The organism is Alcaligenes sp. GW821-FHT11D07 (genome assembly GCF_058808495.1).
Window position 1 is genome coordinate 110,658 of record NZ_JBXART010000003.1, and the last position, 26,112, is coordinate 136,769.

Consider the following 26,112-nt stretch of genomic DNA (forward strand, 5'->3'; position numbering starts at 1 on the left):
GAAATACTGCGTTCTTGGAATTATTGATTAGCTGCGGCAGGACGCCACTGGCTGACTTGCTCATCCGTAGGCTGTACATCCTTGCCGTCGGCATAACGGATGTTGGTCATGATGCCTTTGCCATCTTGCTTGGCCAGTACACCCACATAGGCCCCTTGCGTGGATTGCTGATCTTGCGTGCGGTAGGTGATGGGCCCAAACGGGGTGACCACATCCAGACCACGGAAGGCTTTAATCATGGCTTCGGTATCTGTCGAACCGGCTTTTTCAATCCCGGCAGCGATAGACACAATGGTGCTGTAGCCAATGATGGTGCCCAGACGCGGATGCTCTTTGTACTTGTCCTGATAGGCTTTCAGAAAGGCATTGTGCTCGGGCGTGTCAATGGCATACCAAGGGTAGCCGGTGACAATCCAGCCTTCTGGTGTCTCTTCACCCAAGGGGTCCAGATACTCCGGCTCCCCCGTCAACATGCTGACCACGGGCAAAGCGGGCGTGAAGAACTGGCGTTGATTGCCAGCACGCACCAGGCGGGCCAGATCCGAGGCAAACAGCACGTTAAAGACGGCATCGGGCTTAGCTTCGGACAGAGCCTGAACCACGGCACCGGCATCCACCTTACCCAAGGGGGTGGCCTGCTCGGCAACAAATTCAATATCAGGCTGCGCTTCCTTCATCAAGGTTTTGAAGGTTGCAATGGCGGACTGACCGTATTCGTAGTTGGGATACACAATGGCCCAACGTTTTTTGTTCAGCTTGACCGCTTCAGGCACCAGCATGGCCACCTGCATATAGGTGGAGTTGCGCAGGCGGAAGGTGTAGCGGTTGCCATCGGCCCAGACGATCTTGTCAGTCAATGGTTCGCTGGCCAGAAAGAATACTTTTTTGTGCTTGGCAAAGTCCGTGATGGCCAAACCAATATTGGACAAAAAGGTCCCGGTCAGCACATCCACTTTTTCACGCGAGATCAATTCCTCGGCAGCGCGCACCGCATCGCCAGGGTTGGAATTGTCGTCCTTGATGATCAGTTGCAGTTGCTTGCCGTGAATGCCGCCAGCCTGGTTGATTTGTTCGACCGCCAGTTCCATCCCGTTTCGATACGGCCCCAAAAATGCGGGCTGGGATTTATAGCTGTTGAGCTCCCCAATCTTGATCACTCCCTCGGCGGCAACGGTGGCCCCCAAGGTTTGCAACATCATTGTTCCTGCCAGTGCTACCCCTACCAGTGTCTTATTCATTGTCTTCTCCGTGGGCTTGTGAAGCGAAACACGACTCAACAACTTGTCTTGTTTTAGTGATTTAAAGTGTACACATGGTATTTTTTCGAGTAAATCAGGCAGAGCCTAGGGATATACCCTTGAACACTTTAAACATAAAACACAACGAGCCAGGCAGAAAGCCGTAAAGACAAGGAAGTCACGGGGAAATGAGCAGAAAAAGCGGATAGCCTGAAAACAAGAAAACCGGGAATATACAGTGACTACACTTAATAAGCCCAAAGATTAAAACGCTACTGCCCTGCCAGGTTCCTGCACGCGCTGAATCATGGATTTCATAAACTGCTCCATCATATCCGGCAATAGGCTCTGGAGCGGCCAAAACAGAAAAGCAAGCCGCCAGGTACCTTTTCAAACCAGCATTTGTACTGGGGAAATCCTCTACAAAGTTTCACCTGGAAATATCAATACCTAAAGAATTTTGACGTTATATTCTCAAGAGATAAAAAAATGTCGCCCCTCAAAGCGACTGTTATGGAGACAAGATTTTGACTTTCACCCGCCGCTTTCCATCCCGGATGACTCTCAGTGTGCTCAGCGCCAGCCTTTTGCTGGCCGCCTGTGCCAGTGCCCCTGTAAGCGAGACTGGCAGCGTCACCATCAAGCGTGACAGCTACGGCACCCCGCATATTTATGCGGACAGCACTTATGGCCTGTTCTATGGCTACGCCTATGCCGTTGCCACGGACCGTCTGTACCAGATGGAAATTGCCAAGCGCTCTGGCTGGGGCACCGTGGCTGAAGTACTGGGCCCGGACTACCTGGAACTGGATAAAGTCACCCACAACAATATCGACCCGGACTCCATTCGCAAACAATTGGCCGCCTTGTCTAAAGAGGACCGGGCCATGTTTGAGGGTTACGCCGCCGGTTTCAGCCAGCGCGTGCGCGAGGTCAAAGCCCAAGCGGACACCTTGATGCCCAAGGAGTTTCTGGACCAGGGTTTTGAGCCTTCCGAATGGCAGCCCGAAGACATCGCCATGGTGTGGGTGGGGCTGATTCTGAACCGGTTTTTTGCCGGCACGGCGGAGGTAGCCAACCTGAATCTGCTTGAAACCTTGAAAGCGGACCAAGGCAGCGAGCGGGGTGAACAGCTGTACAAGCAATTGCGCTGGCTGAACGACCCCACCGCCCCCACCATCATTCCCCAAGCAGAGGCCAAAACGGCTGTGGCCGATTTACCCACGCACTTGCAGGCCCTGTCCTCGCAAGCCGCGCAGGACTATCTGCACAAGCAGTCCATTGCCATGGGGCCTACAGTAGCAGCCGGCACACCCACTGCCAGCAATGCCTGGCTGCTGGGCCCGGAAAAGACAAGTCATGGCCATGCCGTGCTGTACAACGGCCCGCAACAAGGCTGGTACACCCCATCCATCACCTATAACGTGGGCCTGCATGGCGCAGGCTACGACCTGACAGGCAGCACGGCCGTCGCCCTGCCCGCCATCCTGTTCGGCACGAATGGCCAGATTGCCTGGGGCTCCACCGTAGGTTCGCTGGACACCAACGATGTCTATCAACTGCGCCTGAGAGAAGGTGATCCGCACAGCTATTGGTATGAGAATGCCTGGCGTCCGATGGAACACAAGCAAGTACGCATCAAAGTGCGTGGTCAGGACGATGTGGTGCAGGACGTATACCGTGCCGCGCAAGGCTACGTCAGCAGTTGGGACAAGAAGAACAACACAGCCTACGCCAACCGTCGTACCTGGGAAGGCCGAGAAATCGAGACTTTGCTGGGCTGGGCGCAGGCTGCCAAGGCTCGCAACTGGGATCAGTTCATGGCTCAGGCGGCCCGCGTCAGCGCCTCGATCACCTGGTTCTACGCCGACACCCAAAACAATATTGGTAGCGCTGCCTTGGGTCTATTGCCCAAGCGCCCCGCCAATCAAGCCATCCAGTTCCCCGCAGCGGGCGATGGCAGCATGGAATGGCAAGGCTTTTTGAGCTTTGAGCACAACCCTAAAGTCCTGAATCCCCAACAAGGCTATATCGCCAGCTGGAACAACAAGGCCTATGGCGCGCTGCTGGCGGATAACTCCAATTTTTCCTATGTGGATAGAGTCCAGGAACTGCTGGCTCCCCTGCAAGCCAAGCAACGCTTAAGCGACGAGGAAATATGGGGCATTGATTCCTTAGGCGCTCGCTCTGACCTGAATGCGCGTTACTTCTCCCCCATTATTCAGGAAGCGGCCAAGCTGCCACGCGCCAGTGCCCTGGCCCGCCAAGCTGCCCAGCAATTACAAGGCTGGGACTACAAGTTGCAGCTGGCTGGCAATGGCAAGCAGTACGAAGGTGCAGCCCCTGCCGTCATGCAGGCCTGGATGCGCGCTGCCGTACCCGTATTCCTGAAGGGCCGTTTGCCCGACAGCGTTTACGCCACCTACACTCAAAGCCTGTATCCGAACATGGATGACCCGCGCAGCGCTCAACCCGCCGCGGTCGCCAAGCTAATCTGGAACGCTATCCAGGGTGCCGATTCTGGTGTGCCTCAAAGCATTGATTTCCTGCAAGGCCGCGCGGCCCAGGAACTGGTTCTCGACGCCCTGGAACAAGCGGTAGCTTCACTTCAAAAGGAGCAAGGCCCTCGTGCGCAACAGTGGCGTGCACCAGCCGTGTCCATGCTGTTCGCGGCGCGCAATGCCATTGGAGTGCCATGGGGAGATCCAGCCCATGAGCGTCGTGTCTGGCCCTATCTGAACACCGGCAGCGCTCGCTTCCAATACGTGCTGGACCCACAGGGTGTGCGCATGTGCTCGGTGATGGCTCCAGGGCAAAGCGGCTTTATCAATCCCAAGGGCGAAGCCGATCCGCATCACTCGGACCAACTGGACATGTATGTCTCGTTCAAATGCAAGAGCGATGCCATTACAGAGCAAGATATCGCCAAGGCAAGCCAGAACAGCCAGACATTACGCTATTGATCCAATACGAAACAGGGCCTGGAGCATCTAAGGTTCCAGGCCCTGTTTGAATCGGATAGTAGGGTCAGCCTTCGGCAACCACTTGATTACGGCCCGCACGTTTGGCCCGGTACAAGCGTTCATCCGCCAGCTGCAATACGGCATCAATCTGCTGGCCAGGCTGGCATACCGCCAGCCCTATGCTGGCCGTAATCTGAAAGGGTTCACGGTCGTGGTTATAAAAGGTTTGTTCCTGCACCTGACGCAGTAAACGACGGGCAAAATCCAGCGCTTGATCGTCCTGGCGTCCTGCCAGAATCAGCATGAATTCCTCGCCACCGTAGCGCGCTGCCAGATCCTGCGGCCCCAGTTGCGACTTAAATAAAGAGGCGGTGCGCATCAAAACATCGTCCCCGACCGAGTGCCCGTGGGTATCGTTGATCTGTTTGAAATGGTCCAGATCCACCATCAGAACATGCAGGACTTCATGAGTCGCTTCCTGCCCCAACTGGCGGCTTAGCGCCCCCCGGTTCAAAAGCCCTGTCAGGGTGTCATGGGTCGCCTGCCGATATAAGCGCAGCAAGAGCCCCAAGTGGAAATAGTTAGCGGTCAGCGCCACCACCAATAAAGCGCTTAATAGCCACAGGTCCTGCAAACCTTTCACACTAAGCCAGGTTCCGCTACTGACGCTGGCCAAAATCTGCAAGGCAATTAGCGCGCCCCCGACCAAGGCTGATTCCAGCAAGGTGAAGGGAAAAATACTTAAGGTCGCAACCAATAAGAACGGGATAAAACCGTAGCCCAGCACCACGTAATGCCCGGCGCCAGCCAGGGTCAATAGCATATAGGCGTAAAAAGAGGCGGGCAGGATAAAAACCAGTCCGCTCAAAATATAAATACGCGTAATACGCTGGTGGCCATTAAAGGCCAGCCAGACACACAGCACCAGCCCGCCCAGGCTCAAAATACGCATACCCATCAAATGCGCAGGCCAGCTGGGTAAAACCAGCCAGTCCATCAAGGTCCACAAGGGCGTGAGCAAAGCAAATAGCAGACCAACCAAGATTACTCGGCTGCGCAAATACTCCATTCGGGCGTGGATGAAGTCACGAGAATGATATTTCCCACTCAGTGTGTCGCGCACCGAGCTGATACTGATCGCTTGCAAGTTTTTCCAGCCTTCCAGGATTGTTCCCATCAATCAATTCGCTTAGAAGAAACAAAGTAACATATTGGCAATTTTTAGTTACAACGAATTGAAAAACAAGCTGTCAGTTCTCTCAGGGTCAGCATCCACTGACCCGGGCCTACAATCACACTGATTGAGGTAACTGATGCTGCTTGCTCATCCAAGTAATAACCTCTTCCAACATAGGCTCGCCCGAGTCCTGCGGACGCCACAATAGACCAAGCTGACCGTGCAAGCGCGGGTCGCTCCAGTCCAGTTCCAAAATGCACAAGTCCGGGTAGACCGGCACCATGCTGCGAGTCATGGGCACCAGAAACTGGCTGTCCACCGCCACGCGGGCATTAGTATGCGCGTAAGCCGACTCAATTGCACACGTGGGATAGGTCAGCCCCCTGGCGTCCAGGGCCAGTTCAAAACTGCGCCGCATGGGGCTGTTTTTCGGAGGCAAAATCCAGGGGTATTCCAGCGACTGTTCCCAGGTCACTTCATCCTGCTGAGCCAAGGGGTGTTTGCGACACGCAGCAACCCCCAAAGGCACGGGACCTAGTGGCATATACGCCATTGCCGGATTGCGCCCGGCTTCGTCCACACGCCCGATAACCAAATCCAGCTCACCCTGCTCCAAATTGCGGCTGAGCACATCCAGCGTCCCTTCCTGAATACGGATATGGCATTGCGGATCGCGCTCGTACAAATACACCAATAGCTGGGGCAGATAAACCGCCGCCACCATAGGCGAAATACCCAGAGCAAATTGCTGGCGAAAGCCTTGTCGATATTGTTCCAGAGTCGCGTTCATGCGATCCAGACGATTCAGCACCCCTTGCGCTTGTGCCACCAGCGCCAAGGCAGCTGGTAATGGCTCAATGCCGCGAGCGTGGCGCTCGAATAAGGGCATGCCGATATTCTCTTCAAAATCCTTGAGCCATTTGGACAAGGCAGGCTGAGTCATATTGGACTGCCGGGCCACATCGCTCATGCTTTTGTGTTCGCATAAGCGAATTAAAACCTGCAGATGCTTTAAGCGAATGCGTTCACTCCAGCTCATGACTTACCTATATGAAAGAGGTATATATACCTGCTAGTTATTCAATTTAACATTATGGCTACTGCTTCCATAATGGACATACTAAATGCTACAAAATAGGCACTTTATGTCTCAATCAGTACCCAATTTTTTATTGATCATCGCGGATCAACTTCGCGCGGATCATTTAGCTTGTTATGGCAATAAAGAAGTAAAAACACCCAATCTGGATGCTTTGGCTGCCGGTGGTTGGTGTGCCGACCGTTTTTACGTCGCCACCCCTATCTGTATGCCCAACCGCGCCTCCCTGATGACCGGGCGCATGCCCTCCGTACACGGAGCTCGCCATAACGGCGTGCCGCTGCCACTGGACTCCAGCACTTTTGTTGATGTCTTGCGTCAAGCCGGCTGGAAAACAGCCCTGGTTGGCAAGGCACACCTGCAAAACATCACCGATACGCCTCCGCTATACCCACGCCCGGATGATCCTCCTACTCAAGGAGAAGCCCGCCCGCCCTTAGCAACGAATGACTACGAGCAGGAATGTGGCCAACTGTGGCGTGACCGCGCAGACCACAGTGTCAGCCTGCCTTTCTATGGCTACGAACAGGTGGATCTGGCCATTGACCACGGCGATCAGGTCTGGGGAGACTACGGCCGCTGGCTGCAAGACGAGCACCCGGAGATTGCTGCCATGTCCGGCCCAGAACACGCCATCCCGACGCCAGACTACGAGTTAAGCCGTATCGGCCAGGCTTGGCGCACCCGCGTGCCAGAAGAGTACAGCACCACGGCCTGGATTGGTGACCGCACCCGCGCTGTACTGGACAAATATGCCCAGGAACAACAGCCTTTCTTTATTCAGTGTTCCTTCCCGGACCCGCATCACCCCTTTACGCCGCACGGCCAGTACTGGGACATGTACAAGCCAGAAGAAGTGAGCCTGCCCGACTCTTTCCACCTGGGCCCTCATCCCTTGCCCGCCCATCTGCAATTGCTGCATCAGTTGCGGGACGAAGGCAAAGCCATCAAGCACACGCCCACGCTATTTGCCTGCACCGAGCGGGAAGCGCGTGAAGCGATTGCTTTGAACTATGGCTCCATTACGCATATCGATGCCGAGATTGGACGCATTCTGGACCACCTGGAGCAGACTGGCCAGGACAAAAACACCATCGTTATTTTCATGAGCGATCATGGCGATTTCATGGGTGACCACCAACTGATGCTTAAAGGCCCGGTGCATTACCAAAGCATCATCCGCAGCCCCTTTATCTGGTTTGATCCAACAAATGCGCCAGCACAAGGCAGCAGCCCGGCCGTGTGTTCTACCATTGACGTTGCGCCCACTGTTTTGCAACGTGCAGGTCAACTGCCCTACAACGGCATTCAGGGACGCTCCTTGCTGGATTTGATGCAGCAAACGCAAACCGACTGGCGCACCGGCGTACTGATTGAAGAGGAAAATCAGCGCAAGCTGTTCAACACGCCCATTCGTACCAAGCTGCGTTCGCTGGTCACCCAGCACCACCGTTTGAGCCTATACGAGGGGGGCCAGATCGGTGAGCTTTATGATCTGCAAGCTGATCCGCTGGAACAGCATAATTTGTGGAATGAACCCTTTGCACAAGCGTTAAAAACAACGCTTTTGTGTCAATTGATCGATACCATGATGGCTCACAGCGAAACCAGTCCACTGCCACTGGCCATTGCGTGAGCTGAACACTCTTAACCATCCCTATCTGGAGACATCTATGCCCACCCTTTCCTTGCTGCGCAAAGTAAGCATTTGTGCGCTGATCTTACCTTTGGCTACGCCGGTGCAGAGTGCCGAAGTGGCCACCATTGTGGTCAGCTCCGTGGCAGGCGGCCCTCTGGATGTCTTGGGCCGCATGTTGGCCCGCGAGGCCACAGAAACAACCGGCCAAACGATTGTGGTAGAAAACCGTGCCGGTGCAGCAGGAACTATTGCTGCAGAAGCGGTGGGGCGCGCCAAGCCGGATGGCAATACCTTGCTGTTGACGCTGGATACCGTTGCGACGGCCAATCCGCATATTTACGTCAACAGCAAGTTCAAGATCAACGAGTCTTTGGATCTGGTTTCTTTGCTCGGTACGTTTGACCAGGTTTTGGTGGTTCCCAGCAAGACCGGCATCAAAACCCCCGGCGAGTTTCTGGAGCACGCCCGCAAAAAGCCGATGAACTACGGTTCTGCAGGCATGGGCTCCCCTGGGCATTTGATGATGTCCGCCTTGACGCAAGACAGTGGTATCAAGCTGGACCACATTCCCTATCGCAGCAACAGCGCGGTGGTCAACGATATGTATGGAGAGCGACTGGACAGCGGCTTTCTAACGATTGCTGGCGTATTGGGTCCGATCAAAGAAGGCTTGCTGACTCCTTTGGCAACGTCCGGTGCCAAGCGTAATCCTCTGCTGCCTGACGTACCTACGATGTCTGAAGCCAAGTTGCCCGGACTGGAGAACTTTAACGAGAGCTTCTCCTACTTGGTATTTACCACCAAAGGTTCGCCACCCGAGAAGATCAAAGCCTGGAACGATTTGCTGAGCGATATCGTCAAGCGTCCTTCCACCGCAGAAACCCTGCGTCTGCTGGATATCCAAGCTTACGAATCCAAAACAGTGACTCCTGCTGAATGGGTCGCACAGCGCAGCCAGCGCTGGGAACAGATTGTGCGAGATAACAATATTCGCTCTGATCAGTAAGCATTCATTTGCGATTGACGGCCCCTGATGAGGGGCCTTTTTTTGGGCGCTGCATAAATGAGCCAGTCCAGTCGCTCCACTCCCCTACGCCTGCATCAAGCTCTGCCGCTCAAAAGCAAGCATCAGTCCAGGCTAATCCCCGCCCTCGTCACAATGTCATGCCAGTAATCCGCCTCCGCTGGCAGCCCTGCCCGAAACTGCTCGGCAGACACCTTGGACAGCAAATAGCCCTGATCCAGCAACTTGGCCCGAATTGATGGGTTTGCCAGCACTTTTTCCAAAGCACCTTCGATCTTGCCCACGATCTCCGTATCCGTCCCCGCCGGAACCGCCAAAGCCCACCAGTTGCTGATGACCACATCCTTGTAGCCCAACTCCTCCATCGTAGGCACATCCGGCAAAGCAGGGAAACGCTCAGGCAAAGCCACCGCCAGGGCCTTCAAGCGCCCTTCCGGCAAGAAAGCAGCTCCCAAACCATAGCTGCTGACAAACATCTGCACCTCATTGCTCAACAAAGCCTGAATGCCAGGCGCCGAACCCCGGTAATGAATTCCCAGCATGTCGCCCTCCAACGCCTCGGACAACTTCCAGGCAGACAACTCCGGCGTTGTTCCTGCCCCAGGAGTGCCGTAGTTCACCTGCCCTTTGCGCTGTTGAACATAGTCTCGGAACTCGGCCATATTCTTCACCGGCAATTGCCCATTCACATACACCAGGGCGGCAGCATCGGCCACCTTATTGATCACATACAGATCCTTGGACGGGTCGTAGCCCATGTTCTTGTACAGAAACTGATTGATCACAAAATTATTGGTGGCCGAAAACAATAAGGTGTAGCCGTCCGGCTTGGATCGCGCCACCATTTGAGTACCAATATTGCCGCCCGCGCCGGTCTTGTAATCCGTAATCACCGTCTGGCCCAACTCGCGGGACAACTCGGGCTGCAGAATACGAAAAATAATGTCCCCCGCTGCCCCCGGAGGGTAAGGAATCACAACCCGTACCGGATGATCGGGATAATCCGCCCAAGCTGTCCCCACAGCCCCCAGACAAAGCGCTACCGTCAGGCTCAGCACTGCTTTTTTAATTGCTTGCATCTTGTCTCCCCCAGCGCGCCTGTTTACAGGTCTATGCGCATCAAGTCAGTTGCCAATCGCAAATCGCCTTTGTAGCTTTTGCGAATGTCCCGAGCGACTTCGTCCAACCGTTCCGGTCCCATCAAATCTACCGGCAAATGGTTAGCAGCCGCACGTTTAATCACCGGGCTTGTTGAATCGTAATGCCCAAAATGCGTGGCCACTAAACTCTTCACATTCGCGCGGCGGGCAATCTCGCCCAGTTGCAAAGGGCTGGTGTGCGCAAAAGTGCCTACACCTGATTCGGCACGGTGCTTCAAGAAGGACTCGGGGAAAGTGCACTCGTGAATCAGCAAATCGGCATCCTGAGCCAAACGGATCATGGACTCACACGGGGCGGTATCACCACTGAACGCCACCACCTTGCCCTCGGCCTCCATGCGGATGCCAAAGCAGTCAGTAATTTCAGTAGGAATGTGATCCACCACATCAATGTAGATTTTCACATCCTCATCCTCGTACATCAGCCCTGGCTCCACCTCGAATACCTCGGGGCGTACCGCTTCAATATTCTTCTGGCGGGCGGGATACGCTGCACGAGCCTGAATATCCACCCGAAAAGCGCCATTCTCAAAGGAATGGTCCACAAAATCTTGCGTGCCCTTTGGGCCGAACACCTTCAGCTTGCCCTCGCGGTTAAAAACCCAGCTGGACAAGACAAAAAAGGGCAGACCACACACGTGGTCGTAATGCAGGTGGCTTAGAAACACCCAGGGCACATCCGCCGGGTTGATATTGGCCTTCACCATCTGGCGTGTGGACCCTTCACCGCAGTCAAACAGGTAATTCTTGCCATTGTCCAGCGTCACCAGAATGGATGACTGGGCACGGTCCGGATCAGGCAACGCAGCGCCGGTGCCAAGCATGGTTATCTTCACGTCAAACTCCTTCAAGCAGAAAAAACACCCGGCACCACACAGCGCCGATTCCCATAAAGTCATAAAGTCCTATTTTTAGGACTTTATAGAAAAAGTGTACACCTCGCTTTCAGGGCCGATAACTTGGTGTTTTTACCTAGGAGAAGAAAAAGGGACGCGTCGCGCTTAGAAAGGAGGAACTAGAGACTTGGCATCAACTCAGTCTGGATACTGAGATATTTGGCAGGGTAAAAAACCTGCGCTGCGTAAACCAATTGCTCCTGCCGATTAAAAATCAGGCGAATAACACGCACTACCGGCATGCCAATATCCATATTCAGATGACGGGCCAGATCCGCATCCGCCACCCGCACCGTCAAGGTTTGACGGATAGTATGAATTTGTTCGCGAGCCAAACGGTTCAAGACCAACAGCACAGGCTCCTGGCTTAATTCAGGCTGCAAAGTATCAGCCAAAGACTTAAGCACATAAACCGTATTCAGGCTATAGGCCACGCCCTCGGTGTAATTGACGCGATTGGTCCACCAATAATCATCGGGCAAAGCCTGGCCAGTAATTTCCAGGGGCAAGGCACCCATACCATTGCCTAGCTCGCGCATGACCGAATCCAGACGCATTAAATGCTCAATCAAGGCATCCCAATTGGTGGGGAGCATCAGCCAATGGTCTTGCGCCACGTCACCAATAACAAACGTGCCTTTGCCACGAGTGCGCTCGATCAGGCCCTCGCTTTCCAGCTCATCCAGCGCGGCGCGCACGGTGGCGCGCGATACGCCGTACTCCTGCATCAGCTCTTCCAACGTGGGAATACGAGTGCCCACCGGCCATTCGCCACGTTCAAGCCGCGCCCGCAAGGTGTATTTCACCTTGAGCGATAGGGGCAATTTGGACTGTTTGCGCAGCGAAGAACGCGTGGGATCGACCATACCAGGAGGCGAAAAAGCACAGATAAGTGACAAGGCCACATCATAGCCTGCGTCAGTAAAAACCGGAGATAAGCCAAAAAGGTTTAATCTTGAACAAGTAAAGCGTTTATTTTTGCAAAAGATCGTAAACGAAAATTAAACGGATCGGATACATTATCCCAATCATTGCTTAACTCTTGATACGAGCCCGAGCCCATGGATGTATTACCTTCCTCTGCCTCGCACTTGGCCCAAATTTATTTACTCGGTTCTTACCGATTACTGGTTCAAGGACAATCCCGCGCACAAATCATTAATTACGATAAAGCGCGCATCTTGCTGTCCATGTTGGCTTTGGCACAAGGCAAACCTGTCAGTCGCAGCCGCCTGGCTGAAACCATCTGGCACGAAGACCCCATCAGTGTGGGTCGCGCTCGTTTGCGCCACGCTCTACACGCCTTGCGGCGTGCGTTTGAGGGCTGTGATCATGCCTTGCACATTACCAACGAAACACTGGCGCTGGACCCAAGCCGCGCTCAGATTGATGTGCTGGGCCTGTTGCAACACCCCAGCCAGCCCGCGCTCAGCGATTTGGATCGGCTGAATTTGTATCAGGGCCCCTTGCTCGGGCAGGTAAAACTGCATCATGGCGAGCAACTTCAGGACTGGTTGCAAGATACACAACAAAACATTCGCCAAACTCTGTCGCAATGCCGTGACCGTTATATACAGTCTGGTTTAAACGACTTGCCCGGAACACAAGCGATCACATATTTGAAACGCTGGTTGCTGATCTGGCCGGAAGAAGAAAAGCTGCACCAGGAGTTGATCCGCCTGCTCAAACAGGAAGGGCAGCACGAGGCCGCTTTACATGCGTATGAGCAGTGCTCCGTCCTGCTGGCGGATCGCCTGGGTTGCGAACCCAGCGCCCAGACCCGCAGCTTGGTGGATTTGCCGCAACGTCAGCCGCAAACAAGCAGTACGGCCCTGCCCGCCGCCGTGTCACTACGCCTGCGTCCCTTGGCCGCCGTTGGTTTTTGCGTGCGCTTTGAACCCGGCCACCGCCAGGCCCGCGAACAAGGGGGCACATTGCTGGAGCGATGCCGCCAAACCTTGCACCGCTTGATTGAGGCGCATGGCGGCTGGCCTTGCGAAGCAGGCCCCAACCAGTTGATCGCGTATTTCGGTTATCCGGAACTGCTGGAATCGCCCGTTACCCAGGCTGCCGAGCTGGCACGTGCCGCGTCCACCCTGCGCATGGACGAACACATCAAGTTGAGTATTGCCATTCATGCTGATCTGAGCATGGATGACCAAAGCGCTTACCCCGACCCGTGGGGGCAATTGGCGCAGATCGTCTTGCCTCTGTGCTGGGATGCCGCCCCCGGTGCCCCTCGCATCAGTCCGCAAGCGGCACTGCGTCTGGACACCAAAGACATTCAAGGCCCTGTGGGCCGCCAGAATGAAACCTTGTGGCTCAGCCTTAGCCCCTCCGAAATCGACAGTAGCCGCTTAACCAGCCGGGTTTACGGTCGCTCGCAAGAGTTTGACCATCTGGTACAGGCCTGGTCACAAATAGGGCCAAGCCGTGCCTTGCACCATATTGCGATTCACGGTCGGGCGCACATTGGCAAAAGCTTGCTGGTGCACTCGCTGGCTGATTACGTACAGAAAACTGCACATCACTGCGTTGTTCTGTACTGCCGTGAAGATAAACGCCGCGTAGCCTGGCACCCCATCCGCCAATGGCTGCACGAGCAGATTGCCGATTACATCGCCGCGCAGTCAAGCAAACCACGCGACCCTTTTTCCATTCAGACCTTGCAAGAGGCCCTGGATGTCAGCCCCAAGCATGCCCAGTCTCTGCATCAATGGTTAAACAGCAGCCCCAACGAGCAGGATCTGAATGAGCCCTCTACCGCTCATATGGACTTGCTGTTCAACCTGCTAAGCGGCCACAGCAATTCGCCCCGTCGCCGTTTGCTGATTATTGAAAACGTCCAGTGGGCCGACCCGCCCACCCATCGCCTGATCCGTTTGCTGGCTCATACCGCGCCGCGTCACCCAACCCTGCTGCTGACCACCAGCCGCAAGCCCGGCCACGGTCTGGAGCGGGCCGAACACCTGACCCTGCGGGCGCTGGACCGTTCCAGCATCAATAGTTTGCTGGGGGGGCAACGCGGCCAAAGACTGGCACGCGACAAGCGCAGCCGCCTTGCCAAGTTGAGCGCGGGCAACCCAGGCCACGCCAATGAACTGCTGCGCTGCCATGAACTAAGCATGGAATCCAGCGACGCCCTGTGTCTGACCGACCTGATCTGTACGCAGTATCACAGCCTGCTGCCCGCCACACGCCATATCCTGAGCACCATTGCCTTGTATGAGCAGGCCATTGCGCTGGACGAATTGGCCTTGATGCTGCACCTGGACGCAGCTGCACTGAGCAGCGGCCTGGATACGTTGGCCACCCTTGACCTGATTGATCTGCACGACCAGCAAATCTCCTGCCTGCCACTGGTCGCCCAGGCGCTGGAACGTGTCGCCATGCAGGAAGAGCTGCGACAGGCCCACTACGCCATTGCCCAACACGGCATACGCAAGCGCCATGCCCCGGAACATATCGCCCTGCATCTGTGTGAAGCGGACAGCGCGGAAGCCGCTTTATGGTGGCAGCGCGCCGCCCGTGAAGCCTTGGCACAAAGCGAACTGCGCCAAGCCAGTCAGTATCTGCAGCGTTCGCTCAACCGCAGCGAATTGATTGACGACATGCAGGTACGCCAGACGCTGCAATTTGAATGCCGCATGTTGCAAGGGGCAATTGAATCGTCCTTATACGGCCCCGCCTCCGCTTCCACGGCAATGGCCTACGAACTGGGTCACGAGGTCAAGGACGATCAGGACTCCGATCAAGTCATGATCAGTTTGTGGACAGCCTGGTCGGCGTTTCAAGCCCAAGGCAACTTCGAGCAAGCGCTACAGAAAGCCCGGCAGTTGCTGGCACTGGCCAATGAAACCGGCCACGACCAGAACCGTAGCTGGGCTTTGTACGCGATTGGTCAGCACGAGCTGTGGAAAGGTAATATCAACAATGCCATCCAGACCCTGAACTTGAGCCTGGCGGTACTTGAGGACCTGAAAGAACAGAACAACCGCGTAGCCATTGCCGAGAACTTCCCCCAATCCATTACCTTGGGAACCCTAAGCGTTGCGCTGGCACTGAAAGGCGATATCGAAGGCTCGAATCAGCATACTGGCCTGGCCTTGCAGAGCCTGCGTTCTGACACGGCTTTTTCCCTGCGCGCCATCACCCACTTGTTTGTCATGCAGGCCTACTACTTGATGGAGCAATTGGATGATTGCTTGCAAGTGGCCGACCTTTCCTTGCAAGAGCTGCAACAGTCACACAATCCGGAACCCTGGTCCGCCCTGAGCCGCTCTTACCTGCACTACTGTCAGATCATGCTGCAGGGCCGTGAAAGCAGCCTGCCGCCCCTGCTCGATTGCGTGCAGATCGCACAATATGGTCTGCCCATTAGCACCGACGGCTTGATGAGCCGCATTGCCCGCGCCCTGATTCGCCTGGGCCGCAGCAATGAAGCCATGCCCTGGCTGGATAAAGCCGCTGCGCAAGGCTTGCGCTATGACACACACAGCACCAGCACCGAGCTGTATTGTGTGCGCGGCGACGCCTGGCTCTCCTTGGGGGAACATGCTCAGGCCTTGCAACAATGGAATCTGGCCGAGCAAAGTATGCAAAAACACGACTTGCAGCTCTATGCCGACTGGATCGAGGCACGCCGCCACGCGGTGCAGAAGCTGAAAGTCTAGCGATAAAAAAACGGGCCTGAAGTGGCCCGTTTTCTATTGGCTATAACAGCCACTCAATTGGCAATATCGACAACACCCCTACGCCGGCTCGCCGCCAGATACTGGCATTGGGTTCGGTGTTGAACACGCGCTGCGTGCCGTCTTCATTGCGCTGAATCCAGACCAGCTCCCCGTCTTCGTCCAGCTCCACCCGATAACTGCGGTAGGGCAAAGTCTCGTCAAAACCTTTGGACAAGGCCAAGGCCATTTCAGGGCTCTCGATAATAAAGCCCAGCTCTGTATTCAAATTGACGGAACGCGGATCGAAATTGAAAGAACCCACAAAAACGCGCTTATTGTCGACCGCAAAGGTTTTGGCATGCAAGGCCGAGCCCGAGCTACCAAACGGCCCCGAACCATGCCGGGTGGGCTTGTCCATGGTGGGACGCAATTCCCACAGTTGCACACCTGCCTCCAGCAAGGCTTTGCGTCGTTTCGCATAGCCGGCATGTACGGCCGTCACGTCGGTGGCTGCCAGCGAATTGGTCAGCACGCGCACTTGCATACCAGGGCGTTCCATCATGCCCTCAAACGCCTTCACACCCGCGGCGGTCGGCACAAAATAAGAGGACACTAGGTCAACCCGGCTCTTGGGCTGGCCCAGTAAATGATCCATTTGCCAGACCATCAATTGTTCTGGATTGACCGGCCCCAGCCCTTTGGCGGGGTCGTCACTGATCATGGTGGTGCGCGCCCATTGGAAGTCCAGCTCGCCCCGAACTAAATGACTGACCAGATCGGATTCACGCAAGACAGCCTGATAGTCTTTGGCGCGCGGTTGCGCCTGAGCCAGCTCTAATTGGCTTTTGAAGATGTTCAGCGCTTTGGGACCATCCGTCTTGATCAGGCTGTCTACCGGATAGGAAGACTGGCTGGCCCAATAGCGGTCAAAGTCTTTGGAGACATCCTGCACCACCGAGCCCACCGCCATGACATCCAGATCAGCAAACAGCACATCCTGGGTAGCACCGAAATACTCGTCCCCCACATTGCGCCCGCCAATAATGGTGACCTGGTTATCCACCGTAAAAGACTTGTTGTGCATGCGTCGGTTCAGGCGGGAAAAATCCGTCAAAAAACCCAGCGACTTGGGCCAGCGCAGCACAAAGGGATTGAACAGGCGCACCTCAATATTGGGGTGTGCGTTCAGCGCCGCCAACGTATTGTCCAGCCCGGTGATACCGTTATCGTCGATAAGCAAACGCACGCGAACACCGCGCTCGGCTGCCCCCAGCAAGGTGCCCAGCATCAAGGTGCCAGTAGTGTCACCGCGCCAGATGTAATACTGCACATCCAGCGTTTTTTGCGCCGCAAAAGCCAGCAAGGCGCGGGCGGCGTAAGCATCATGGGGATCGTACAAGGGGAAAATACCGGACAAGCCCGGGTGCTGCTGCGCCATCGGGGCAACGGCCTGGCCAATCATGGTCGCTTGCGCCTGGTCCAAAGGCAGGGCCTCGGACTGGCTGCGCCCTTCCAGCGAAGGCAGCGCACAGCCTGTCAAACTGGCCAGCAAGGCACTGCCCGCGATTAAGGAGCGCCAAAAGCGGGACGTGATCTGACCCTCTGAGCGGGGTATAGTCGGCTGTTCGGCGGGATCGATTTTCATGAAAGCATCTCTGTGGGCATGGACATCGCTCCACATAGTAGCACCGCGCCCCCAGCGACCCTAAGGGGCTTTTCAGCATTCAAGGCTTGCCCCCAGTAGCAGGCCGGACAACAATAAAGCCATCCCCCTTACTTTAAACCTGAAATAAGCAGCATGCCCCCCGCAACAGCCAACGCTTTACTGCCCCGCCACCTTGCCATCATTTTGCTACTTCTGCTGGGCAGCTCTTTTGCCGCCAATCACATTGCAGCCAAAGTAGCGCTGGATCACGGCACCGGACTGATTATCTCCGTTATTTTCCGCTCGGCGGCTGCTACGTTGGCCCTCAGTATTTTGCTGATCTGGCGCAAGCAGGCCCTGCGGGTGCCGCGCCCTTATCTGGGCTGGCAGCTCTTGCTGGGCGCACTGATCACCTTGCAGTGCATGCTGATTTATTCTTCGATTGCCCGCATTCCCGTCGCTCTGGCGTTGCTGGTCGCCAATATGTATCCCATCCTGCTGGCGCTATTGACCTGGGTGCTGGGCGGCCATCGGCCTAATCGCAAAACCATCATCATCATGGTGGCCATTTTGATCGGGCTGCTGCTGGCGCTGGATGTACCCAGCCTGATCGCGGGGGCGACGCTGGACTCCCAATGGGTGCTAGGGGTGGTATGTAGCCTGCTGACCGCACTGACCTTTGCCATTGGCCTGTGGATTACAGAAAATAAACTGGCTCCCCTGCCCGGTTTGGTCCGCAGCTTCTGTACCATCAGCCAGACACTCGTGTGCCTGATTGCGCTAAGTCCTTTAGGGCTGCTGCCCGGAGGCTCATCCCTGCCGCAAAGCCCTATCGGCTGGCTGGCTCTGTCTTTGGTCTGTTTGCTGTACACCACGGGCTTTGTCACGCTGTTTGTTCTAGCCCCCCGGCTGGACCTGACACGCAACGCGCCCTTTATGAATATGGAGCCGGTCGCCTCCCTGATTCTGGGCTGGCTGATCCTGCATCAAACCTTGAACTCCACCCAGTTGCTGGGCGGAGCGGTGGTGCTGAGCGGTATTGTGGGACTGGCCTACCAGCGAGCCCCACGCAAATAGCGAGCTAGCCGCCCTATTCCAGAGACAAGAGCCGCTGCCAGACGCGAGGCAGAACCTGCAAAAGATCTTCCGGGATCAAACCGGGGCCAAACTCCAGCGCGGCTTGAGAATGCAGCCAAACGGCGGCTCCTGCTGCTTCAAAAGCAGGCATGCCCTGGGTCAACAGGCCACATACCAAGCCTGCCAGCACATCGCCACTGCCACCTGTGGCTAACCAGGGCGGTGCGCAAGCATTGATCAAAGCTCGGCCATCCGGGGAGGCTATAACGGTATCCGCCCCCTTCAACACCACCACAGCACCACACTCCCGGGCGGCTAGACGAGCGGCTTCCAGGCGATCAGACGAGGCATCAAACACGCGGGCAAACTCACCGGCGTGTGGCGTCAGGACGCAATGCTCGTGCAAGGCATCCAGCAAAATCTGGGGCTGGGCTGAAAAGCTGCTGATGGCATCCGCATCCAGTACGCAGGGCTTTCCGGTGGCCAACAAGGCCAAGGTCAAACGACGGGTATCTTCACCCAAGCCGGCCCCCGGCCCCACCAGCCAGGCACGAATGCGTTCATCCTGGCTAACTGTTTCGTCCAGCGGGGCCACCATGATGCTGTCCAGCGCACTGGCGTAGACAGGCCATACGGATAGCGGCACCGCCATACTGACCAGCCCTGCCCCGGCACGCTGCGCCGCATGAGCAGCCAAACGGCTGGCCCCTGTCATGCGCTCCCCGCCAATAACCAGGGCGTGACCACGCGTGTACTTATGGCTGTGAGCGTTGAGCTGCGGCAAATAAGATCGCCATAAGGCGGGTTCATTCAACCAGGTATTGGCCTGCTGCAAGGCGGAGGCAGGCATCCCGATATCGGCCAGCTCCAGCTTGCCGCATAAGTCTCGCCCCGGATACAAGACATGGCCTGGCTTATAGCGCACAAAACTCACCGTCACGCTGGCTGGCGCCACCACGCCCCTTACCAGCCCCGTCGCGCCGTCCAGGCCCGAGGGCACATCAACGGCACAGACAGGGACCTGGGACGCCGCCAGCGCCTGAATCAAGTCGGCTATTTCGCCTTCCACGGGCCGGTCCAAGCCCGCTCCTAACAAGCCGTCGACCACTACGGAAAAACGGCGGAAATCCGGACATTGAGCCTCCCAGCGGCCTTGCCACTGCGCTTGCGCCCAGGCAGCTGCCCCTCGTCGTGCAGCAGGCCCCGTCAGGCTGAATACGGAGACCACGCGCCCCTGTTCACGCAAAATCTGCGCGGCCACCAACGCATCGCCACCGTTATTGCCCGGACCACATAAAAACAAAACGGCCCCTTGCGGCCAATGACGTTGCACCGTGCGTGCCACCGCTTGGGCAGCGGCCCGCATCAACTGTTCGATGGGCACCCCGAAACTGGGAGCCGCCGCGTCCATGCTGGCACACTGCGAAGGGCTATATAAAGCCTGCTTTCCTGGGGCGGCGCTCAGAGGCAAAAAACCGTACTGGGAAACGAAAGACATGGATGGCTCACAAAGGCAGAAAAAAAGAACGGGCGCGCCCGTTCTCTTATCTTAGTGCTATTCATCTGAATGCAGAACTTTGCCTACAGCGGCTCAGATCGACTGCTGCTCCTGCCTGTCCTTGACCGAAGCGACAGATAGCTCACGCGGCACCGTTACGCCATTTTTGATGGCGATGATCTCGGCCATGATGCTGACTGCAATCTCTGCCGGGGTCTTGCTGCCGATGTACAGGCCAATCGGCCCTTTCAGCTTGTCGATTTCCTGCTCGGTCAGGTCGAAATATTCGGCCAGCCGTTCGCGTCGGCTTTGATTATTGCGCCGTGAGCCAATCGCCCCCACGTAGAAAGCACTGCTTTTCAGCGCTTCCAGCAAAGCCATATCGTCCAGTTTGGGATCGTGTGTCAAAGCCACGATGGCCGTGCGCCGGTCCGGCACGCAGGCGATGACCTCGTCATCTGGCATGCCGCTAACAATGCGAGCACCGGTCACACTCCAGCCTTGAATGTGTTCGCTGCGCGGATCGCAGACCGTCACGTCAAAGCCGTTGAACAGGGCAATGGTGGCCACGTATTCAGACAACTGACCGCCCCCGATCAACAAGAGCCGATAAGAGGGGCCAAAAGTGACGGACAGACAATCCTGCTCAAGACGCAGGGCCGCTGGCACGCGGGTGGCGCTGCCCCAGGCCCGACCAGTCTGCAGATCCACATGGCGTTGCACCAAATGGCGCTGCTCCAGCAAGGCTAGTAGGTCCGCCAGTGCCTGCGGGCAAGGGTTGAACTCCACCAGCAGCCGGATAGTGCCGCCGCAAGGAAGCCCAAAACGATGGGCTTCGTCGGCACTGATGCCATAGGTGAACAACTGGGGAGAGCCATCGCCCTGCAGGCGCTTATCCACACCGGCCGGATCATGGTAGGCGCGGATCAGGTCGTCTTCGATACAACCTCCCGATACCGAACCGACCACCGCCCCGCCCTTTTCCAGCGCCATGATGGAGCCTTCCGGACGCGGGGACGAACCCCAGGTCTGCACGACTGTCACCAAAATAGCGTCGCGTCCTTGTGCGCGCCAATCGTGCAACTGGCGCAATACTCTGACGTCCAGGCTCTCCATGTCTGTCTCCTGTCTTTCCTGTGTTTACTTGAATACCGGCATGCCGTCGCCCGAATCATCAAAGGGATTGGAATCCGCGCCGTATTCATCCTGCATTTCTATGCTGACCGTGCTGGGATCAATTTGGGCTGCATTACCCTTGTAATGCGTCACCAGACCAGGGAACAAAAGCACGATGGCAATCATCACGATCTGGATACCGATAAAGGGTACGGAGCCCCAATAAATGTCGCCGGTGGCAACACCTGGGATCTTCTTTTTGGTCACTTTGTCTATGTAATCATCCTTAGGCGCCACCGACCGCAAATAAAATAGTGAGAAGCCAAATGGTGGATGCATAAAGGATGTTTGCATATTAACGGCTAAGAGCACGCCAAACCAGATTAAATCGATGCCCATCTTGTCGGCTACCGGTCCCAGCAAGGGCACGATAATGAAAGCCAGCTCGAAGAAATCCAGGAAGAAAGCCAGCACAAACACCAGCACACTGACCAGAATCAGGAAGCCGTATTCGCCACCAGGCAGGTCAATTAACAAGTGCTCTACCCACAAATCGCCATCCACGCCACGGAAAGTCAGCGAGAAGATGGTGGAACCGATCAAGATGAACATCACAAAGCAGGACAGCTTGGCCGTGGTATCCATGGCTTGTTTGAGCAGGTCAATGCTCAGGCGACGACGGCTGACAGCCATCAGAATGGCACCGACTGCGCCCATGGCGCCACCTTCCGTCGGTGTGGCAATACCCAGGAAAATCGTGCCCAGCACCAGAAAGATCAAACCCAGTGGGGGGATCATCACAAACACCACGCGTTCCGCCAGTACTGACAGCAAACGCAAGTTCAGCCACTTATTGATCAGGGCCAGCAAAAAGGCCACGCCGCCAACCAGCAAGATGCCGATAATGACTTTTTCATCAACCGGGCCGTTGGGATCAACCCAGAACTCGTCCAGCAGATAGCCGGACACCAGCGAAATCAGCAGCAGTACACATAAGGAGCGGGCACCCGAGCGGCCATTGGGCTCAGAGTAAGTGCGGTGCTCAACGGGAATCGGCGGCACGTCTTTAGGACGCAACACAGCCAGCACCAGGATGTACACCAGATACGCACCCGTCAAAACCAGACCGGGAATCATGGCACCGCGATACATATCACCGACCGAGCGACCAAGCTGGTCAGCCAGCACAATCAGCACCAGGGAAGGCGGAATAATCTGCGACAAGGTGCCGGAGGCGGCAATTACACCAGTCGCCAGGCGACGGCTATAGCCATAGCGCAGCATGATGGGCAGGGAGATCAGGCCCATGGAGATCACCGAAGCGGAGACCACACCGGTTGTGGCTGCCAGCATGGCACCCACTGCCACGACGGCAATCGCCAGACCACCGGGCATGGAGCCAAACAGCTGGCCGATAGTATCGAGCAGGTCTTCAGCCATACCCGAGCGTTCCAGAATCAATCCCATAAAGGTAAAGAAAGGAATCGCCAGCAAGGTATCGTTGGCCATGATGCCAAACACGCGCAGCGGCAGGGCCTGGAACAAGGACCAGTTAAACAGGCCCATTTCCACGCCAATCAAGCCAAACACCATGCCATTGGCAGCCAGGGCAAAGGCTACCGGAAAGCCCAGCAGCAAGAAAATAATCAGTGATACGAACATCACCGGCGCCATATTGGCGACAAATAAATCCATCATGATCAGGTTCAGCCTTTGTGTTGATGCTCGAACTTGGCTTGCGCTTGCCGGGCGATTTCTTCAGCCAGCAGCTCTTCCGGAGACTTTTCTTGCAGCTTTTTATTGGGATTGGGGCAATTGCCAGTCAGAAAACCGATGCACTTGATCAGATGCGAGATCCCCTGCAAGGTAATCAAGGCAAATCCGATCGGGATGATCAGCTTGGCGGGCCAGCGGATCAGGCCACCCGAGTTAGAGGACATTTCCTGAGTCAGGTATGAATCCATGAACACCGGCCAAGACAGCGCCATGATGGCGATACAGGCGGGCAGCATGAACAAGAGCACGCAGACCGTCTCGATCACAATCTGTTTGCGCTCGGACAGGCGCGAGGCCAGCACGTCCACCCGCACGTGTTCATTACGCAAAAAGGTGTAGCCGCCCGTCAGCAGAAACAGGGCACCGAACAGATACCACTGCACTTCCAGCCAGGCATTGGAGCTGGAATCGAAAAATTTACGCGCAATGGCGTTATAAGAGCTGATCACCACCACTACCAGAACCACCCACATGACCACCCGGCCACATAGTTGATTCAGGCAGTCGATCGCCCTGGATAATTTAAGTAAAGATTGCATCAATCCCCCAGATTTTCTGCGTTGAAGTTAGTTGAAATCTAGTTGGACCGAAAACGGGTGGCGCGCTTTTCGACTGCATCAAGCAGGAAGTACAACACCAGGCCCATGACGGCCAAAATAAACAGGGCAGAGAACACCCGCACGGTGTCAAACACACCTTGGGCGCTCATGATCACAAAGCCCAGACCGCGCTGCGAGGACACAAACTCACCCACAATGGCGCCGACCAGGGCAAGCGACAGCGCCACCTTCAGCCCGGCCATGATGGACGGCAGTGCAGAGGGCAAACGGACCTTGAAAAACAAAGCGATGGGGCCGCCTTTAAGCACCCGGCCCAAGTCCAGAATGTCGGACGAGACCGAGCGCAGGCCTTGCACCGTATCCACAATCACGGCAAAGACAGCGATCAAAAACGCGATGGCCACTTTAGGTTCGTAGCCGGTACCCATCCAGACCACAAACAGGGGCGCCAACGCCACTTTGGGAATACTGTTGAAACCCACAATCAGGGGATAGCAAAAACGCTCGAACAGGGGCGAACCCACCAAAGCCACCGCAATCAGCACGCCCCCTACGGCGGCCAATACAAATCCAGCCAGCGTGATGCCCAGTGTGTATAGCGCCTGACCCATGTACCAACCCAATTCACCATACAAATCCTTCAAGATCAGCGAAGGCCGGGGCAAAATGACTTCTCGCACCTGTCCCAACCAACAAATCAATTCCCAGGCCAGCAACACCACAAGCGTGGAGATCACACCGGCCAACCAAGTGGGCATGTAACGCAAGGCTTTACTCATGGCTGTCTCCCGCGCCATCGGCAATGCCGAACAATTGACGGATATGGGCCACATGGCGGCCAAACTCCGGGGTCTCGCGCAAGGACAGCGGGCGCGGACGCGGAAAGTCGATCTGAATCTGTTCCAGAATGCGACCGGGACGGGGTGAGAACACCAGCACGGTGTCAGCCAGAAAGACCGCCTCGGCAATGCCGTGCGTCACAAACAAGGTGGTGTTGCCCGTTTTTAGCCATATGCGTTGCAACTCCGCGTTCATGTTGTCGCGTGTCAGCGCGTCCAAAGCACCGAAGGGCTCGTCCATCAGCAAGAGCCGGGGATCGTCCACCAAGGCGCGGCAAATGGACGCACGCTGGCGCATGCCACCGGACAACTGACGCGGGTAGCTGTCTGCAAACTGGGAAAGCCCGGTCAAGGCCAGCAACTGATCTACCTTGTCCAGGTAATCGGAGCTACGCTTGCCGGCAAACTCCAACGGCAAGAGGATGTTGTCGCGTATGCTGCGCCACTCCAGCAAGGCATCACGCTGGAACACCATGCCAACCTGATCAGGCGGGCCTTTAACTGGCTGTTGATCCACCGTTAGCGAGCCACTGCTAATGCTTTCCAGACCCGCTACGCAGCGCAAAAAAGTACTTTTCCCGCAACCGCTGGGGCCCAGAATGCTGATGAACTGGCCAGGCTGAATGTCTACATTGATGCCGTCCAGTGCCAGCACATCGCGCGCGCCCTCAAAGCGTTTGCGCACATCGTGAGAGATCACCCGCGCCGCCATTACTTCAGCTCCAGCTGGCTCAAAGATTGCGGTGTCACCACGCCGGACTGGTAATAGTCCGAAGCCTTCTGGCCGGCGGGAATCAGTTCCACACGCTCCAGGGTGGCAATGGTCTTGTCCCAGTCTGCAGGCAAGTTCACCCCGATGCTGCCCTGCTCCACGGCGGGACCAAAGTAGGTTTTCAGAATATTTAGCTGGTCCAGCAAGATGGCTTTATCCAGACGCGCATTGGGGCGCTGGGCCACAATCGCATCTACCGCTTCCTGCTCATGACCGCTATAGATGTAGTTCCAGGACTTGGCGACTACGTTGGAGAAGGTGTTCAGTTCCTGGGCACGGGCGGCCAGCTTGGCTTCGCTGGTGAACAGACCAAAGCTGACCATATCCAGGCCATGCTGGGCAAAGGGGATAGCATTGGAGGGGCGCTGGCGCGACACCGAGGCCAAAACAAAAGGAATGGTGGAAATCACAGCATCCGCACGGCCTACCGCATACGTAGCGGCCTTGCCTGCGGCATCCACACTGAGCAAATCCACTTCACTGCGGCGCAAGCCCCCTGCAGCTAGAAAGGCGTCTACAAAAGGTGCTTCCAGCGAACCTGCGGTATAGGCAATCTTGCGGCCCTTCAAGCCTTCAGGCCCGGTGATGCCGGAGTCCTGGGGCACCAGTACGCCGATGTCGCTGGACGTGGCAAAGCTGGCCAGGCCTTTGACCGGCAAACCTTTGCTGCGCGCAATCACCATGGACGCCAGAGCAGCCTGCCCCACGTCGAAGCGGTCGCTGCCGCCCACAATCTGCACAGCCGTCACCGAGCCATTGCCGTCTTCAAGACGAACATCCAGGCCAGCTTGCTTGAACCAGCCCTTTTCCACCGCCAGATGGAAAGGGGCGTGGACGGCCCAAGGGGTCCAATCCAGCTTCACGTTCAGCGGCGCAGCGGCGACACCCCAACTGCTCAACAGCAAGGTGGCTCCCAGCGCGAGGCGCACACGTCCCCCCAAAGCATTGTGCTCTGTCATC

Annotated in this window: 19 protein-coding genes; 5 read left to right on the plus strand and 14 right to left on the minus strand. The window is 56.3% G+C overall.

Annotated features, from left to right (window positions below):
* Positions 1 to 20: 20 nt before the first annotated feature.
* A complete protein-coding gene (locus tag AC1RSM_RS13570) occupies positions 21 to 1,238 on the minus strand; it encodes an ABC transporter substrate-binding protein (protein ID WP_492933078.1) in 1,218 nt (405 codons plus the stop codon).
* Between the two features lie 527 nt (positions 1,239 to 1,765).
* Between AC1RSM_RS13570 and AC1RSM_RS13575 the strand changes: the two genes are divergently transcribed.
* Positions 1,766 to 4,201: a penicillin acylase family protein gene (locus AC1RSM_RS13575; protein ID WP_492933079.1), complete on the plus strand. Its 2,436-nt coding sequence runs from the start codon at positions 1,766 to 1,768 to the stop codon at positions 4,199 to 4,201.
* Between the two features lie 64 nt (positions 4,202 to 4,265).
* Here the strand turns inward: AC1RSM_RS13575 and AC1RSM_RS13580 are convergent, their stop codons facing one another.
* Positions 4,266 to 5,378, minus strand: coding sequence for a GGDEF domain-containing protein (locus AC1RSM_RS13580; RefSeq protein ID WP_492933080.1), 1,113 nt, complete (start codon positions 5,376 to 5,378; stop codon positions 4,266 to 4,268).
* A gap of 115 nt (positions 5,379 to 5,493) precedes the next feature.
* Positions 5,494 to 6,417, minus strand: coding sequence for a LysR family transcriptional regulator (locus tag AC1RSM_RS13585; protein WP_492933081.1), 924 nt, complete (start codon positions 6,415 to 6,417; stop codon positions 5,494 to 5,496).
* Between the two features lie 106 nt (positions 6,418 to 6,523).
* Here AC1RSM_RS13585 and AC1RSM_RS13590 point away from each other — a divergent pair, with 106 nt between their 5' ends.
* The gene (locus AC1RSM_RS13590) at positions 6,524 to 8,113 is read left to right on the plus strand and encodes a sulfatase family protein (RefSeq protein WP_492933082.1); all 1,590 of its coding nucleotides are present in this window, start codon (positions 6,524 to 6,526) and stop codon (positions 8,111 to 8,113) included.
* Positions 8,114 to 8,150: 37 nt separating this feature from the next.
* Entirely contained in the window at positions 8,151 to 9,122 is a 972-nt protein-coding gene (locus AC1RSM_RS13595; protein ID WP_492933083.1) for a Bug family tripartite tricarboxylate transporter substrate binding protein, read from the plus strand.
* Between the two features lie 122 nt (positions 9,123 to 9,244).
* Here AC1RSM_RS13595 and AC1RSM_RS13600 read toward each other — a convergent pair whose 3' ends face one another.
* The 3 genes from AC1RSM_RS13600 to AC1RSM_RS13610 form a co-directional block, all read right to left on the minus strand.
* A complete protein-coding gene (locus AC1RSM_RS13600; RefSeq protein WP_492933084.1) occupies positions 9,245 to 10,219 on the minus strand; it encodes a Bug family tripartite tricarboxylate transporter substrate binding protein in 975 nt (324 codons plus the stop codon).
* Between the two features lie 23 nt (positions 10,220 to 10,242).
* Positions 10,243 to 11,136 (minus strand): MBL fold metallo-hydrolase, encoded by an 894-nt coding sequence (locus AC1RSM_RS13605; RefSeq protein WP_492933085.1) that lies wholly within the window; start codon positions 11,134 to 11,136, stop codon positions 10,243 to 10,245.
* Positions 11,137 to 11,315: 179 nt separating this feature from the next.
* Positions 11,316 to 12,101, minus strand: coding sequence for a GntR family transcriptional regulator (locus AC1RSM_RS13610; RefSeq protein ID WP_492933086.1), 786 nt, complete (start codon positions 12,099 to 12,101; stop codon positions 11,316 to 11,318).
* Positions 12,102 to 12,257: 156 nt separating this feature from the next.
* On the opposite strand from AC1RSM_RS13610, the gene AC1RSM_RS13615 reads away from it, so the two are divergent.
* Entirely contained in the window at positions 12,258 to 15,869 is a 3,612-nt protein-coding gene (locus AC1RSM_RS13615; RefSeq protein WP_492933087.1) for an ATP-binding protein, read from the plus strand.
* A 40-nt stretch (positions 15,870 to 15,909) separates the two neighbouring features.
* Here the strand turns inward: AC1RSM_RS13615 and AC1RSM_RS13620 are convergent, their stop codons facing one another.
* Complete coding sequence (locus tag AC1RSM_RS13620) at positions 15,910 to 17,514, minus strand: phospholipase D family protein (RefSeq protein ID WP_492933088.1); 1,605 nt, start codon at positions 17,512 to 17,514, stop codon at positions 15,910 to 15,912.
* Positions 17,515 to 17,667: 153 nt separating this feature from the next.
* Between AC1RSM_RS13620 and AC1RSM_RS13625 the strand changes: the two genes are divergently transcribed.
* Complete coding sequence (locus tag AC1RSM_RS13625; protein ID WP_492933089.1) at positions 17,668 to 18,591, plus strand: EamA family transporter; 924 nt, start codon at positions 17,668 to 17,670, stop codon at positions 18,589 to 18,591.
* A 13-nt stretch (positions 18,592 to 18,604) separates the two neighbouring features.
* On the opposite strand, the gene AC1RSM_RS13630 is transcribed toward AC1RSM_RS13625, so the two are convergent.
* From AC1RSM_RS13630 to AC1RSM_RS13660, 7 genes are all read right to left on the minus strand, one after another.
* Complete coding sequence (locus AC1RSM_RS13630) at positions 18,605 to 20,089, minus strand: NAD(P)H-hydrate dehydratase (RefSeq protein WP_492933090.1); 1,485 nt, start codon at positions 20,087 to 20,089, stop codon at positions 18,605 to 18,607.
* A gap of 93 nt (positions 20,090 to 20,182) precedes the next feature.
* The gene (locus tag AC1RSM_RS13635; RefSeq protein ID WP_492933091.1) at positions 20,183 to 21,205 is read right to left on the minus strand and encodes an XdhC family protein; all 1,023 of its coding nucleotides are present in this window, start codon (positions 21,203 to 21,205) and stop codon (positions 20,183 to 20,185) included.
* A 24-nt stretch (positions 21,206 to 21,229) separates the two neighbouring features.
* Positions 21,230 to 22,900 carry a TRAP transporter large permease gene (locus AC1RSM_RS13640; RefSeq protein WP_492933692.1) on the minus strand — a complete coding sequence of 557 codons (1,671 nt, stop codon included), beginning with the start codon at positions 22,898 to 22,900 and terminating at the stop codon, positions 21,230 to 21,232.
* Between the two features lie 11 nt (positions 22,901 to 22,911).
* Positions 22,912 to 23,520: a TRAP transporter small permease subunit gene (locus AC1RSM_RS13645; protein ID WP_492933092.1), complete on the minus strand. Its 609-nt coding sequence runs from the start codon at positions 23,518 to 23,520 to the stop codon at positions 22,912 to 22,914.
* Positions 23,521 to 23,558: 38 nt separating this feature from the next.
* Complete coding sequence (locus tag AC1RSM_RS13650) at positions 23,559 to 24,320, minus strand: ABC transporter permease (protein WP_492933093.1); 762 nt, start codon at positions 24,318 to 24,320, stop codon at positions 23,559 to 23,561.
* A complete protein-coding gene (locus AC1RSM_RS13655; protein ID WP_492933094.1) occupies positions 24,313 to 25,092 on the minus strand; it encodes an ABC transporter ATP-binding protein in 780 nt (259 codons plus the stop codon). Before AC1RSM_RS13655 ends, AC1RSM_RS13650 begins: the two co-directional genes overlap by 8 nt.
* Positions 25,092 to 26,111, minus strand: a complete 1,020-nt coding sequence (locus tag AC1RSM_RS13660) for an ABC transporter substrate-binding protein (RefSeq protein ID WP_492933095.1) — start codon at positions 26,109 to 26,111, stop codon at positions 25,092 to 25,094. Before AC1RSM_RS13660 ends, AC1RSM_RS13655 begins: the two co-directional genes overlap by 1 nt.
* Between the last annotated feature and the right edge of the window lies 1 nt (position 26,112).

Coding starts and splice junctions, on each gene's coding strand:
- AC1RSM_RS13570 (WP_492933078.1), bottom strand. CDS start 1,238: ATGAATAAGACACTGGTAGGGGTAGCACTGGCAGGAACAATGATGTTG.
- AC1RSM_RS13580 (WP_492933080.1), bottom strand. CDS start 5,378: ATGGGAACAATCCTGGAAGGCTGGAAAAACTTGCAAGCGATCAGTATC.
- AC1RSM_RS13630 (WP_492933090.1), bottom strand. CDS start 20,089: ATGTCTTTCGTTTCCCAGTACGGTTTTTTGCCTCTGAGCGCCGCCCCA.
- AC1RSM_RS13660 (WP_492933095.1), bottom strand. CDS start 26,111: ATGACAGAGCACAATGCTTTGGGGGGACGTGTGCGCCTCGCGCTGGGA.
- AC1RSM_RS13640 (WP_492933692.1), bottom strand. CDS start 22,900: ATGGATTTATTTGTCGCCAATATGGCGCCGGTGATGTTCGTATCACTG.
- AC1RSM_RS13650 (WP_492933093.1), bottom strand. CDS start 24,320: ATGAGTAAAGCCTTGCGTTACATGCCCACTTGGTTGGCCGGTGTGATC.
- AC1RSM_RS13625 (WP_492933089.1), top strand. CDS start 17,668: ATGCCCCCCGCAACAGCCAACGCTTTACTGCCCCGCCACCTTGCCATC.
- AC1RSM_RS13600 (WP_492933084.1), bottom strand. CDS start 10,219: ATGCAAGCAATTAAAAAAGCAGTGCTGAGCCTGACGGTAGCGCTTTGT.
- AC1RSM_RS13635 (WP_492933091.1), bottom strand. CDS start 21,205: ATGGAGAGCCTGGACGTCAGAGTATTGCGCCAGTTGCACGATTGGCGC.
- AC1RSM_RS13615 (WP_492933087.1), top strand. CDS start 12,258: ATGGATGTATTACCTTCCTCTGCCTCGCACTTGGCCCAAATTTATTTA.
- AC1RSM_RS13645 (WP_492933092.1), bottom strand. CDS start 23,520: ATGCAATCTTTACTTAAATTATCCAGGGCGATCGACTGCCTGAATCAA.
- AC1RSM_RS13595 (WP_492933083.1), top strand. CDS start 8,151: ATGCCCACCCTTTCCTTGCTGCGCAAAGTAAGCATTTGTGCGCTGATC.
- AC1RSM_RS13585 (WP_492933081.1), bottom strand. CDS start 6,417: ATGAGCTGGAGTGAACGCATTCGCTTAAAGCATCTGCAGGTTTTAATT.
- AC1RSM_RS13620 (WP_492933088.1), bottom strand. CDS start 17,514: ATGAAAATCGATCCCGCCGAACAGCCGACTATACCCCGCTCAGAGGGT.
- AC1RSM_RS13655 (WP_492933094.1), bottom strand. CDS start 25,092: ATGGCGGCGCGGGTGATCTCTCACGATGTGCGCAAACGCTTTGAGGGC.
- AC1RSM_RS13590 (WP_492933082.1), top strand. CDS start 6,524: ATGTCTCAATCAGTACCCAATTTTTTATTGATCATCGCGGATCAACTT.